A 14,269-nucleotide genomic window follows, 5' to 3' on the forward strand; every position below is an offset into this window, starting at 1 on the left:
CAGAACTGTTTTCCGGCGCAATTCTATGATATGATTTATAGATGAGGTAAAAATGAATATTTATGAAATACCTGGGTTCCCCATTGATGAAGAATTGATTTCGGTTCTGGAGCAGAATGAAAGGGTTCGGATCGAACGGATTGTCAGCACCGGTCAAAAGTCCGACTGGTACGATCAGGCGGAAACCGAATTTGTGATCCTATTAGAGGGAAGGGCTCGACTGGTATTTGAAGATGACAATACGATCACCCTGGAAAAAGGCGATACGCTGATAATCCCGCCTCACCAGAAGCATCGGGTCGCCGATACCTCAGTAGATCCGCCCTGTATTTGGCTGTGCGTGTTTTATTGAGATTGGCGTAATTACAAAAAAAGCATAAACAGCTAAAATTGATTCAATGCGATCGGATAAGTACGGAGATTGATAATGGAAAATAGAATAACTGGAAAAATTAAAATTTTAAAAGACGGACCCTACGTGGTCACCGGGAACATTAAACTGTCAGAGAAAATAATCACTTCTCAGGGAAAGGGCTATGTTTATCGGGACGGACGAGAGCTTCCCCAAGCCAAAACCTATACCCTATGTCGATGCGGAAAGTCAAAAAATCCGCCTTTTTGTGATGGCGAGCATTCAAAGTGCGAGTTTCATGGCGAGGAGACGGCCTCGAAAGCTGATTTTGAGGAGCGCGCCGAGGTTCTCATCGGAGCGGATCTGGATATGTGGGATGATCACCGTTGTGCCTTTGCCAGATTCTGTCACCGCAACGATGGAACTGCGTGGCAGCTGATCAAACAGTCGGATGATCCCAGACTCAAAGAAGAAGCCATTAATGCGGCCAGTGAATGTCCGGCCGGACGTTTAGTCGCAATGGAAAAAGACGGAACTGCCATCGAACCCGAATATGAGCCGGAGATTGTTATTCTTCAGGATCCTGAACGGGGGGTGAGTTGCGGCATCTTTGTCAAAGGCGGCATTGCCCTGCAAGCGGTGGATGGCAGCCTCTATGAAAGACGAAATCGGCTGGTCTTATGCCGCTGTGGCGAATCCATAAATAAGCCCTTTTGTGATGCCACCCATGTGCATATCAAATATCTGGATGAACGATAATCCGGCTGAGCAAATATTTGGGTATCGGTAAAAATTCATACCAGACAAATGTTTGTTTAACCTTTGTCTGGTATGATGTAGTTTCAGCTAAGAATAACTAAATCTGTGTTAGAACAGGTTGATTTGTGAACGGGCATAATTTACCGGTGACTCTCTGGAACGAGGAAGTGTATGAATCTTCAAAACGTGTTGTTGAATTTAATCGTATATGCATTGCCAATCCTTGCGAGTATTTACATTTTTGTTGGGATCAAGCTTATAAAACAAAAAGTGGGCGGGGAGTTTAACTACTTTTCGGCACTGATGTTTGCTGCGGCAATTTATGCATTTGGTTATTTTCTTTCGCTTAATTCGCAAAATATCGAAATGATGATCTTTGCCCGAAATTTTGCGAATCTGGGAGTAATCGTTATTCCAACATTTGGGATATTATTTATTTCGCAATTTGTAAAAAAGAAAATATCACGGCAGATTAAATATTTTTTAGTTGCCGTCTCCAGTATTCTGTGGATCCTTTATATTACCAATCCGATTCACCATTTGGCTTTTAACTGGGTAAAATTGACAACAGCTAATGGCTTTTTCGTGGCCAGTACCTCAAAAAACATCGGGTATTACCTGATTCTGGCCTATTATGCAATTTTTGTCTTATTTTCGACGATTGAATTAATAAAAGTGCTTAAAAAATCAAAGTCCCCGAGTCTGAAAAAGAGTTATCGGTTTCTCCTCTTGTCGCTCCAGGTATCTTGGGTTGCGGTGCTGATGATTCTAATCGGCTTTGATAAATATCTCGACCCCACCCCAGTGGTGATTTTGTTTATCTTAGCGATGATTGGGATGAATGAAGTTAAAAATGATCTGTTCGAGCTGGAAATCAATCGCTGGAAACAAACTTTCTGGAATATCGGCGAGGTGGCATTTTTAATTAATGCCGATCATGAAATTATTTGTATCAATCCCGTTGCAACCCTTTTTTTTGATGGAAAAAAAGAAAGCATTGCAGAAATCTTAAAAATTCTTGATAAAGGCGATCATAAACGAAAACCGGTAAAAATAAAGGTTGGGGAAGATATTCGCTGGCTCTATGTCAATAAAAATAATTTTGATATCAGGCGCAAGCTGGTCAGTTATATGTTGGTGGATTTTACCGATCGCCACCAGGCCGAAATAGCCCTAAAAGAAAGCGAGGAAAGACACCGGTTGTTGATTACCCAAATGGCTCAGGGGCTGGCGGTGCATGAGGTACTCTTTGATCAATCTGGAAATCCGATCGATTTTCGCTATCTGGATGCCAATGACAGTTATGAAAAACTAATTGGTTTGAAACGGGCCGATATCATCGGCAAAACAGCCCGGGAAGTCTTCCCAGTAATTGATAATAATTGGATCGAAAAATACGGACAGGTGGCGATGACTAGCCAGCCAATCCACTTTGAGTATTATGATGAGCATGTGGACAAGTATTTTGAAGTGGTTGCCTATTCGCCCCGATTTAAACAATTTGCGACGATCATTTCGGAAGTATCTGAACGAAAAAAAGCAGAACAGGAAATTCGCTATCTAAGTTACCATGATTATCTCACGGGTCTGCACAATCGACGGTTTTATGAAGAAGAACTGGGCCGGCTGGATACCCCCGTTAATTTACCGATTGCTCTGATCATGGCCGATGTGAATGGCTTAAAACTGATTAACGATTCCTTTGGTCACGCTATGGGCGATGAGCTGCTAAAAAAAGCAGCCCAGCTGATAACAGAGTCCGTTCCCGAAAATAGTATTGTCGCCAGGCTGGGCGGCGATGAATTTATCGTGATTCTGCCCCAGACCGATATTTTTCAGGCCGTTGATGTGATCAATGAGCTGAAAGCAAAGACCTCGAATGACAAAATCGGGGCAGTCGATATTTCGATATCCTTTGGCTACGAAATTAAGGAAATGGAAGACCAGGATATTCATGACATCTATAAACGGGCGGAAGATGATATGTATCGCCATAAGCTCTACGAAAGTGCCAGCATCAAGAACAAAACCATTGAACTGATTATGAATACGCTCTATGAAAAGAGCAGCCGGGAAATGCTCCATTCCCGACGCGTGAGCGAGATTTGCAAATCGATTGCCGTCGAGATGGGGTTGAGCAAGGATGTCATCAATCAAATTGGAGCGGCCGGTCTGATGCATGATATTGGGAAAATGGGAATTGACGAAAAAATACTCAATAAAGAAGGACTTCTGGACTTTGAGGAATGGCAGGAAATCCAGCGACATCCTGAAATTGGTTATCGGATTTTGAGTTCATCCAATGAATTTTCAGAAATGGCCAAATATGTCTACGAACATCATGAACGATGGGACGGGAAAGGTTATCCCAAAAAACTGAAACGGGAAGAAATATCGATGCAGGCAAGAATTATCGGGGTGGCAGATGCTTATGATGCGATGACCTGTGATCGAACCTACCGCAAAGGACTGAGTCAGACAGCAGCCATCCGCGAGCTGAAAAAGAACGCCGGAACCCAGTTTGACCCCGAAGTAACACGGGTGTTTGTGGAAAAAGTTCTGGTTGAAGAGTTTTGCGTTGGCCATCAAAAATAAGAACGGGGCGTTTGGCGAAAAGCTGCGCCCTAAACGATTAAGAATCAATCCCGTCGGGAAATCATCCGACAAGCTGAAGAGTCTGATATCAGGCTCTTTTTTGTGTAAAAATTAACTGTGATATCATTGATTTTAAGCCCAATTCGCTGTATATTCGGATTCATTTCTGATATAATAAACAAAACCATTAGGAATATCTTAGCGAACCGATGTATGCACGCAACATCAGGGGGATCGGTGAGAGATTTGTGATAATGGTTATTTTTAAGGCTTTGATGTGATCGAGATCGCAAGTGAAAAAGTGATCAAATTGTGTGATTGGATAGGAAAGAAGGTTATTATGAGGATAGGATATGCATGTTTAACGGTGGGTGTGCCAAATACTGAGCTGAAAACGTGCTTACTTAAAAATGCGTCCGATGAAAAATTGACTGAATTGATCAAGCATAATTTGAATGCGCTTGAAAATATGATTGACTATAATATCGATAATAAGGTTGAGTTGTTTAGAATCAGCTCATCCATCATCCCCTTTGGTTCGAATCCGGTTAACCGGATCATCTGGTGGGAAGTGTTTGAAAAGCAGTTTAAGAAGATCGGCAAGAAAATTGCCAAAAGCGGGATGCGGGTTTCGATGCATCCGGGACAGTACACGGTTTTAAACTCGGCGGACGAAACTATCGTGACGAACGCCATTGCCGATCTGGATTATCACGCCCGCATTATGGACAGCCTGGGGCTGAGTCCGGAAAATAAGATTATCATCCACGTAGGTGGGGTTTATAATGATAAAAAACAGGCAGTCAAACGGTTTCTGAAAAATTACGAACGGCTGGATCAAACAGTCAAGAAACGACTCGTCATTGAAAATGATGATAAATCCTATACCATCAGTGATGTTCTGATCATTGGGAAGGCTCTCGACATCCCGGTGGTTTTTGATAACCTTCATCATCAGGTGAATCCCTGTGATGAAAATCAGCCGGATTGTTATTGGATTGATGTCTGTAAAACCACCTGGAGAAGCCTGGATGGCATTCAGAAGATCCATTACTCCCAACAGAATCCGGAAAAAAAATCGGGATCTCATTCCCGGACCATCGGGATTACCGAATTTATGGACTTCTATCAGGGCTTGAAGGATAGAGATCTGGATATTATGCTGGAAGTCAAAGACAAGAATCTATCAGCGATTAAATGCATAAATTGCACTACCAAGAAAAAAGAAATGAATCAACTGGAGCATGAGTGGAGCAAGTATAAATATGCCGTACTGGAAAGGTCGCCACTTGATTATCTGGAGATTCGAAAACTGCTTAACAATAAAGACAGTTACCCGAGTGTTGAGTTTTATAATTTGATTGAAACGTCGTTTCAGAAAGAAACGACGATTGGTAACTCGATTAATGTGGCTCAGCATATTTGGGGGTATTTTAGAACGCTTGCTCTACCCAGCGAAAAGAAGTATTTTTTAAAACTGCTGGATCAGTATGAAAAAGGCGAGGCTTCGATCAAAAAGGTGAAGAAAAATTTGTGGAAAATGACCGTTAAGTACGAACTGACCTACCTGTTGGACTCATACTATTATGTTATTATTTGAATAAAATGAAGTCGATGGTTTATTGAAGGTGATTTTTAATAATGAATCAGAAAGTGCAAGGTAAGATCATGTTAAATGCTGAAATCAGAGAATTGATTAATTATCTGAAGAACATTGTTGCTGAAGAAAAGCCGGATCAGAATGTGGTGGAAAAATACGGTAAGGATCCGGACTTTATTGAACTCGATGAGATGGTGCGGGGAATTCGAAGTGCCTGCAGAAAGCATTTTGAAATGATTTTTGATTTGTATCCCGATCCCACCATTATTACTACCATGGAAGATGGAAGGCTATTGTACTATAACCGGGCGTTTTTTAAGATGATTCAGACAAGGGGAAAGACCATCATTGATGAAGCCTTTAACATTCACGATTTATATTTTGAATTGGACAAAAGAGAGCAGTTAATCGCTGAACTTAAACGAACCGGGGTCAGTGAGAATATGGAAATCACGGTCAATGATGCGAATAATGAACTGTTTGTCGGTCTGGTTTCGGCCCAGGCCATTAACATTGACGGAACACCGCATATCTTAAGCGTGATCCGGGATATTACCGAGATCAAACGATTGGAAGAAGAAATTGCCCAGCTGTCAATCAAGGACAAACTGACCCAGGTGTTTAATCGTCTCAAAATCGATGAATTTCTGCAATCTGAGCTGGAACGATCAGAGCGCACCGAAGCTCCTTTTGCAATAATTCTGGTGGATGTCGATTCACTCCGAAATATTAATGAGGTCTACGGAAATTCGGTGGGCGATGACTTGCTGGTGGCATTAGCAGCGATGCTTAAAGACAATGTCCGGGTGACGGATATTGTCGGCCGCTGGAGCGGCGAGGAATTTCTGATTGTTCTGCCGGATACTGATGAAAAGGGTGCCGTTACGTTGGCTGAAAAATTCAGGACGATCGTTGAAAATACTGATTTTAAGATCGTTGGGAAATTAACCGCCAGTTTTGGGGTATCAGCCTATCGCAAGGATTTGCTACCGGCAACCCTGATTTCCAGAGCCCATGGGGCCCGAAACCGGGCTAAAGAGAAGGGCCGAAACCGGGTGGAATGTCAGTAATGAAAGATCCCAAGGAAAATGATGAACGAGGTGAGCAGTGGAAACGAGACAATTAAAGATTTTAGTGATTGATGACAACCGGGATAATGTGATTGTCTTAAAAGCCCTGATCCGTGATGCTTTTCCGGAAGCCGTTGTTTTGATGGCTTTTGATGGTAAAAACGGGTTGGAAATGGCAGCAGCGGAAGATCCGGATATTATTTTCATGGATATTATCATGCCCGGAATGGACGGTTTTGAGGTGTGTCGAAAATTAAAAGCCCGAACCGATCTGACTGATATTCCGGTGGTTTTTGTGACGGCCGCTCGGGGGGATCGGGAACATCGGATCCTGGCTCTGGAATGCGGCGGCGAAGGCTTTCTTTCCAAACCCATCGATGAACAGGAACTGATTTCTCAAATCAGGGCGATGGCGAAGATCAGAGGAGCTAATATTCACAAACGGAATGAAAAAAAACGACTTGACATCCGGGTCAGAAAACAGACCGAGTCGTTAAAGGCTGCCCATGCCCGAACCCTCAAGCTGCTGAAAGCTCTGGAAAAAGAAAATGAAGCCCGAAAAAGAAGCGAAAAAGCCCTGGTTGAAGCGCAGAAGCTGGCTCATTTGGGGAGTTATGAGTTTGATTTTAAAAATGATGAACTCAATTGTTCCGAAGAGGTTCTAAATATTTTCGGGGTTACTTCGGTCGAAGAGGTGAATGCGATGGAACGGTTTATCCAATTTGTTCATCCCGATGAAATCTCTTGCGTTCTGGAAAAAGTCAACAAGGTGATGGTGGAAAAATCCACGGCTGATTTTATTTTCCGGATTCTTAGGCAGGATGGTGAAGAACGAATTATCAATATGCGGATGATCCCCCAATTTGATGAGAACCAAAACCATAGTGGCAATTTTGGGACGATTCAGGACATCACCCGGATCAGAAAAACCGAAGAAGAAATCCGCTATCTGAGTTACCATGATTATCTGACCGGTCTGTTTAACCGGCGCTTTTATGAAGAAGTCCTAATTAAACTGGATACCGAAGAAAACTACCCGTTAACCTTGGTTATGGCCGATGTCAATGGTTTGAAAATGATCAATGATTCCTTTGGACATGCCGTCGGAGATGAACTGCTGCAGATGGCTTCAACGGTCATAAAAAACGGTTGCCGGGAAAAAGATGTGATTGCCAGACTGGGCGGCGATGAATTCGTTATTATTCTTGCGAAAACCGATGCTGAAACAGCGGCGCTGATTATCAAAAGACTGGAAATGTTAGCGTCCCGAGAAAAAATTAGAGGACTAAAACTCTCGATTGCTTTTGGCAGCCGAACAAAAACCCGAAAAGAAGAGAACATCCAGAAAGTACTTAAAAATGCTGAGGATGACATGTATCGTCATAAGCTCTACGAAAGCGCCAGCATGCGCAGCAAAACCATTGAGCTGATTATGAACACCCTTTATGAAAAGAGCAATCGGGAAATGATGCATTCAAACCGGGTTGGTCTAATCTGCGAAAAAATTGGCATGCGGATGATGCTGGATCAGGATGAAATCAACCAGATCCGAACAGCGGGACTGATCCACGATATTGGTAAAATGGGGATTGACGAAAAGATCCTGAATAAACCAGGATCCCTCAGTGATGATGAATGGAAGGAAATTCAAAGACATCCTGAAATCGGATATCGGATTCTCAGTTCAGTAAATGAATTTTCAGAAATGGCCAATTGCATTCTGGAACATCATGAGCGCTGGGATGGACAAGGTTACCCCAAAGGTTTGAAGGGCGACGAGATTTCGCTGCAGGGAAGAATTGTAGCAGTGGCAGATTCCTTCGACGCCATGACCAGTGACCGAACCTATCGCAAAGGTTTGGGTCAGGCCGAGGCGATTGCCGAAATCAAGCGCTGTGCCGGAACCCATTTTGATCCGCTGGTGGCCAAAATGCTTGTCGATGTGATGCATTCGGAAATGATTTCATTAGAGAGTAACGGCAGATTATCACAATCAGCTGGATAGAACAGGGGGGATACTAATGGCAACGCAGACAGATTACTCCATTTTCGAGATGATTCGGATTATGAAAGAGACCTACAAAAAAGACCTGACCGTCTATGATGATGCTTTTCTGGTAAAAGCGCTGGAGCGGCGGATGACGGGCATCAATGTCGGTAAGTTGGACTACCCTTTGTATTTACAGGAAAATCGTCATGAAGCAGACTGTTTAATGGCATCGTTTCAGATTACCTATAGCCAGTTTTTCAGAAATCCGCTGACCTTTGCAGTGTTGGAGCAGTGCGTTTTACCGCATCTGCTTAGCCAGAAACCGGAAAATGGTGAAATCAGAGTGTGGTCGGCTGGCTGTTCCACTGGTCAGGAAGCCTATTCCATCGGGATCCTGTTGGATGAGATGATAAAATCTTCGTCAAAACCGATGCGATTTCGAATTTTTGCCACCGATCTCGCCCAAGACGCCCTTGGGGCAGCCAAAACCGGTATTTATGACGAGAATAGCGTTGCCAACATCCGGATGAAATACCTGAAAAGCCATTTTATAAAACAGGGAGAGGCTTACACGGTTGCCCCGGGATTAAAACAAAAGATTGATTTTTCGGAGTATGATTTATTGGATTCCCATTCCAGTAATCCGCCAGATAGTATTTTTGGTGATTTTGATATCATTTTTTGCTGCAACCTGCTTTTTTACTACTGCATCGATGTGAGAAGGGCGATTGTCAAGAAACTAAAACGTTCGCTAGCCGAGGGTGGCTATTTAGTTACCGGTGAGACGGAATCCACTTTTGTGGGAAAAGACGAGGATTTAAAGATGTTGTCTTCCGGGGCTCCTATTTTTCAGATCAATCGGTAGCGGTGAGAGAAGCTCGTTAATTTATTGCGTCGTTGAGCGCATCCATCAAAAACCAAACAACCATTGTGCTGTGTTATCGAAATTGTTGCACTTCATATAAATGGGTCAGGGAGAAAATATGAACATCAAGAATTTAAAGGTAAAAACACAGCTCGGTATCGGTTTTGCGATTATTTTGTTTTTTGTTATCCTCTTGGGGATTTTGGGTTATGTCCAAACCAATGCCATTGTTAGTCAGTCGGAAACCATGTATAGTCACCCCTTTCAGGTTACCAGAGCAATTGACCGTCTGAAGTCTGATATTCTCAGCATGCGGGTCGGGGTAAGAGATCTGATTTTGGCAAATACTCAGGAAGATCGTGAAAACGCCATTGAATTGATGGAACAATACGATGCTGATATCCAGATCCAATTTGATGTCCTGCGGGAGCTTTATTTAGGACCGGAACAGGACGTTGAGGAGGCATATAATGCTTATATCAACTGGGAAACGATGCGATCAGATATTGTCGCCAGCACTCTTGCCGGCGATCTGGAAGCTGCCAAGAAAAGTCTGTTACCAGGCGAAAAGGTGGGGATTTATCGCGAAAAACTCAATGAAAAAATGGTTATTGTGGATACTTATGCCAGTAATAAGGCCAATGAATTATATCAGGGTTCGACAGACTTAAACAAACAGATAAAAATGCAATTGTCCATAATTGTCCTGATTATTATTATTTTATCAGCGCTGGTCAGCTTTATTTTACTCCGCAATATTCAGGAACCCTTGAGTGAACTCACCCGGGTAACTGATGAATTTCAGCATGGTCATCATAACGTCAGGAGTAACTATCATTACCGCAATGAGTTTGGAATCTTGTCGGAATCCTTTAACAGATTGGCCGATGATATTCAGAAAAACATGGAGCTTAATGAACAAACTGCCAACTTTATCAAGATTATGCTGGGCGAAGAAGATGCCCGGAAATTCTTCCGGAAAACCCTGAATACCCTGTCCCGATACACCGATTCTCAGGTTGCCGCCGTTTATTTGCGCAATTCCAATAACAATCAATTTGAACATTTTGAATCGATCGGTCTGGATAAAAAAGGTCGAGCGGCATTTGACGGGGATAGCCTGGAAGGTGAATTTGGAGCTTCGGTAGCGAGTGGGCGATATACCCATATCAAAGATATTCCCGAGGATTCACGGTTTGCTTTTTATACGGTCAGCGGGAAGTTTATGCCCCGGGAAATTGTTACGATTCCAATTGTTTTTGGCGGCGAAGTGCTGGCGGTCGTATCCCTGGCCGCCATCGGCAAGTATAATCAAAAAGCCATCGATTTTATTGAAAAAACCATGAGTACCATGAGTACCCGAATTGAAGGGATTCTGGCCTATCGCACAATTAAAGAATTTTCGGAAAAATTGGAGCATCAGAATCGCGAATTGGACGCCCAAAAGAACGAAATGGAAGAACAGTCAGTGGAACTGATCCATCAGAATATCGAACTGGAAATGCAGAAAAAAGAATTGAATGAAGCCAACCAGCTTAAAACAAACTTTTTGTCCAACATGAGTCACGAATTGCGGACGCCCCTTAATTCAGTCATTGCTCTTTCGGGGATTTTGAACCGCCGCTTAAAGAATGAGATTCCCGAAGAAGAATACAGCTATCTGGAAGTTATCGAACGGAATGGCAAAAATCTGCTGGCGTTGATTAACGATATTCTGGACATTTCCCGGATCGAGGCCGGCCGCGAAGAGCTTGAGATTACCACCTTTAATATCAACCATTTGATCAATGAGGTGGTGGAAATGTTGGCCCCTCAAGCCAATGAGAAAAATGTCAGCTGTATCAACGGAGCCAAAGACACCGCCGTCTATATCAACAGCGACAGCGATAAGTGCCGTCATATTCTCGAGAACCTGGCCGGGAATGCGGTTAAATTTACCGAAGCAGGACAGGTTGAGCTGTCCGTGGGACAGAACGGCGAAAATATTGAAATTCGGGTCAAAGATACCGGGATCGGGATTGATGAAAATTATCTGCCCTTTATTTTTGATGAATTCAGACAGGCTGATGGCAGCACCTCCCGGAAGTTTGGCGGAACTGGACTGGGATTAGCGATTGCTAAAAAATACGCCAACCTTCTGGGCGGAACAGTCAGCGTAAAAAGCATTGTGGGTCAGGGTTCTGAATTTATCCTGGCGCTGCCGATCAATTACTCACCCGAGAATAAGGTAACGGAACCAGCATTAGAACCAGCGCAGGAAGACTTTAATCAAGCAATAAAAGCTAAGGTGAAAGCAGCAGTGCCGAATTTGACTGGCAAACCATCGGTCGATCCCGGGGTCAAAACCCTGCTGATGGTGGAAGACAGCGAACCGGCCGTGATTCAGATCCGCGATCTCTTGGAAGAAAGCGGTTATACGATTAAAGTGGCTCGGGATGCCAAAGAAGCCTTTAAAATTATGGAAGAGGTTATTCCTGATGCCATGGTTCTGGATTTAATGATGCCGGGAATTGACGGGTTTGAACTACTCCATGCCCTCCGGGAAGCCGAACCAACTGCCCATGTGCCAGTGTTGATCCTCACCGCCAAGCATATTACTAGAGATGAACTGAAAGATCTGGCCAAGAACAATATTCACCAACTGATTCAAAAAGGTGATGTCAATCGAGATGAGTTGAAAAAAGCGATTGCTTCGATGCTTTATCCAGAGACCCAGGAAAAAAAGATCAAGCATTTTGAACCCCGAACCGATCAGCACAAGCCCCTGGTACTGGCAGTGGAAGATAACCCCGACAATATGATCACCGTAAAAGCTTTGCTCAATGATCATTTCCGGGTATTGGAAGCGGCAGACGGTCAAGCGAGTATTGAATTGGCAAAACAATTTGTACCCGATCTGATTCTGATGGATATTGCCCTTCCAGGAATTGATGGCATTCAGGCCTTTAAAACGATTCGGACTTTACCGGGGTTGGAAAATATCCCCGTCATCGCATTAACAGCCAGCGCTATGACCCAGGACCGTGAAGGAATTTTGGCTCAGGGGTTTGATGCCTTTATCCCCAAACCGATCATTGAAAGGGAATTCTTAAAAGTAATACGAGAGGTGCTCTATGATTGATAGACGATTGAAATTTTTAGCAATTGATGATAATCAGGACAATCTGATCACCATGCGAGCACTGATCCGGGAAGCCTTTCCAGCCGCCCAGGTGCTGACTGCCACCACTGGGATGAAGGGAATTGCGATTGCCAGCGAAGAAGATCCGGATGTAATTCTGCTGGATATTGTGATGCCGGGAATGGATGGCTTTGAGGTCTGTCAAAAATTGAAGACTGAACAGCGCACCAAAGAAATCCCGGTTGTCTTTGTAACCGCCATTAAAGGGGATCGGGAGCATCGCATCCTGGCGCTTGAATCGGGAGCTGAGGCATTTTTAGCCAAGCCCATCGACGAATCCGAACTCACTGCCCAGATTAGGGCGATGGTAAAGATAAAAACAGCCAACCGGCTAAAGCAAGATGAACAAGGCCGGCTGGCGCAGATGGTGGAAGAAAAAACAGCCGCCTTGAAAGCGGCTCATACCCAAACAATGGAGCTGCTGGAAAGCTTAAAAGAAAGCGAAGAAAAAAACCGCCGGCTGATCACCCAGATGGAACAGGGATTAGCGGTGCATGAGGTTCTGGTTGACAGTGATGGAAAACCCGAGGACTGTAACTTTTTATATGTGAATGCCAGCTTTGAACGGCTTACCGGCTTTAAAAGCCAGGATATTCTTGGCAAAACCCTGACTGAAATGATGCCGGATTCAAAAGATTTTCTGGTTGAAAAATACGCACAATTAATAAAAACAAGAGAATCGATCCGCTATGAAAAGTACTTTCCGCAATTTGAAAAATTCTTTGAAGTGGTGGCTTATTCCCTTGAATCGCAGCAGGTGGCGGTGATTATTTCTGACATTACCGAACGAAAACGGACCGAAGAAAAGATTCGCTATTTAAGCAATCACGATTACCTCACCGGCGTTTATAATCGGCGCTATTACGAAGAAGCCTTGGCCAGTATTGATACGGAAGAAAACCTGCCCTTGAGCCTGGTTATTTCCGATGTGAATGGGTTAAAACTGATTAATGAATCATTTGGTCATGGACTAGGTGATGAACTGCTTAAAAAGGTGGCCGATGTGATCCTGAAAGAGTGTCGGGATCAGGATGTGGTGGCTCGGCTCAGCGGCGATGAATTCATTATTCTGTTGCCGAACACAGATGAAAGTCAGACCTCAAAAATAGTCAAACGGATGAGAGCTGCCGCCCAGGAACAATCAGTTGGCGCCATCAATTTCTCTATTTCTTTTGGATATGAAACCAAAACCAATGGCGATCAAAACATCCAGGAAATATTGAAGAATGCTGAAGACAATATGTACCGTCATAAGCTTTACGAAAGCGCCAGCATCAAAAACAAGACCATCGATTTAATCATGAGCACTCTTTATGAAAAAAGTAGCCGGGAAATGCTACACTCACAACGGGTCAGTGAAATCTGCGAGAAGATTGCTTTGAAAATGAATTTCGACCAGGACGATATCAGTCAGGTCAAGGCCGCCGGGTTAATTCATGATATCGGAAAAATGGGCATCGATGAAAAAATACTCAATAAGCCGGGTGGATTGGATCTGGATGAATGGAAAAAGATTCAGCGGCATCCGGAGATTGGGTACCGGATTTTAAGCTCGTCCAGTGAATTTTCGGAATTGGCCAGATATGTGCTGGAGCATCAGGAACGATGGGATGGAAAAGGCTACCCGAAACAGCTGGTTGGCGAAGAAATATCAATCCAGGCCCGTATCATTGGAGTGGCGGATGCCTTCGATGCGATGACCTGTGATCGGGCATATCGCAAAGGACTGAGTGTGGCTGAGGCAGTGGCTGAAATAAAAAAATGCGCCGGCACCCAGTTTGATCCGGAGGTAGCAATCGTGTTTATTGAAAAAGTGCTGACAACGGACTGATGAATAATAAAAAACCATGAGGAAAA

At 43.7% G+C, this 14,269-nt stretch carries 9 protein-coding genes; all 9 read left to right on the plus strand.

Translation table 11 applies throughout. The annotated features are described in order from the left end of the window. Positions 1–52 precede the first annotated feature (52 nt). Positions 53–352 (plus strand): cupin domain-containing protein, encoded by a 300-nt coding sequence (locus tag Q7J41_RS09315; protein ID WP_304887407.1) that lies wholly within the window; start codon positions 53–55, stop codon positions 350–352. A gap of 72 nt (positions 353–424) precedes the next feature. Next, the gene (locus tag Q7J41_RS09320) at positions 425–1,111 is read left to right on the plus strand and encodes a CDGSH iron-sulfur domain-containing protein (protein WP_370651005.1); all 687 of its coding nucleotides are present in this window, start codon (positions 425–427) and stop codon (positions 1,109–1,111) included. A 171-nt stretch (positions 1,112–1,282) separates the two neighbouring features. Then, positions 1,283–3,706 carry an HD domain-containing phosphohydrolase gene (locus Q7J41_RS09325; protein WP_304887410.1) on the plus strand — a complete coding sequence of 808 codons (2,424 nt, stop codon included), beginning with the start codon at positions 1,283–1,285 and terminating at the stop codon, positions 3,704–3,706. Positions 3,707–4,046: 340 nt separating this feature from the next. Next, entirely contained in the window at positions 4,047–5,306 is a 1,260-nt protein-coding gene (uvsE, locus tag Q7J41_RS09330; RefSeq protein WP_304887412.1) for a UV DNA damage repair endonuclease UvsE, read from the plus strand. A gap of 41 nt (positions 5,307–5,347) precedes the next feature. Next, positions 5,348–6,376 carry a sensor domain-containing diguanylate cyclase gene (locus Q7J41_RS09335; RefSeq protein ID WP_304887414.1) on the plus strand — a complete coding sequence of 343 codons (1,029 nt, stop codon included), beginning with the start codon at positions 5,348–5,350 and terminating at the stop codon, positions 6,374–6,376. Between the two features lie 37 nt (positions 6,377–6,413). After that, entirely contained in the window at positions 6,414–8,381 is a 1,968-nt protein-coding gene (locus tag Q7J41_RS09340) for an HD domain-containing protein (RefSeq protein WP_304887416.1), read from the plus strand. A 16-nt stretch (positions 8,382–8,397) separates the two neighbouring features. Then, positions 8,398–9,231 carry a protein-glutamate O-methyltransferase CheR gene (locus Q7J41_RS09345; RefSeq protein WP_304887418.1) on the plus strand — a complete coding sequence of 278 codons (834 nt, stop codon included), beginning with the start codon at positions 8,398–8,400 and terminating at the stop codon, positions 9,229–9,231. A 118-nt stretch (positions 9,232–9,349) separates the two neighbouring features. After that, positions 9,350–12,352, plus strand: a complete 3,003-nt coding sequence (locus Q7J41_RS09350) for a response regulator (RefSeq protein ID WP_304887420.1) — start codon at positions 9,350–9,352, stop codon at positions 12,350–12,352. Beyond that, a complete protein-coding gene (locus Q7J41_RS09355; protein WP_304887422.1) occupies positions 12,345–14,243 on the plus strand; it encodes an HD domain-containing protein in 1,899 nt (632 codons plus the stop codon). Before Q7J41_RS09350 ends, Q7J41_RS09355 begins: the two co-directional genes overlap by 8 nt. Positions 14,244–14,269 lie beyond the last annotated feature (26 nt).

It is taken from the genome of Acetobacterium sp., from assembly GCF_030652775.1.
GTDB lineage: Bacteria > Bacillota > Clostridia > Eubacteriales > Eubacteriaceae > Acetobacterium.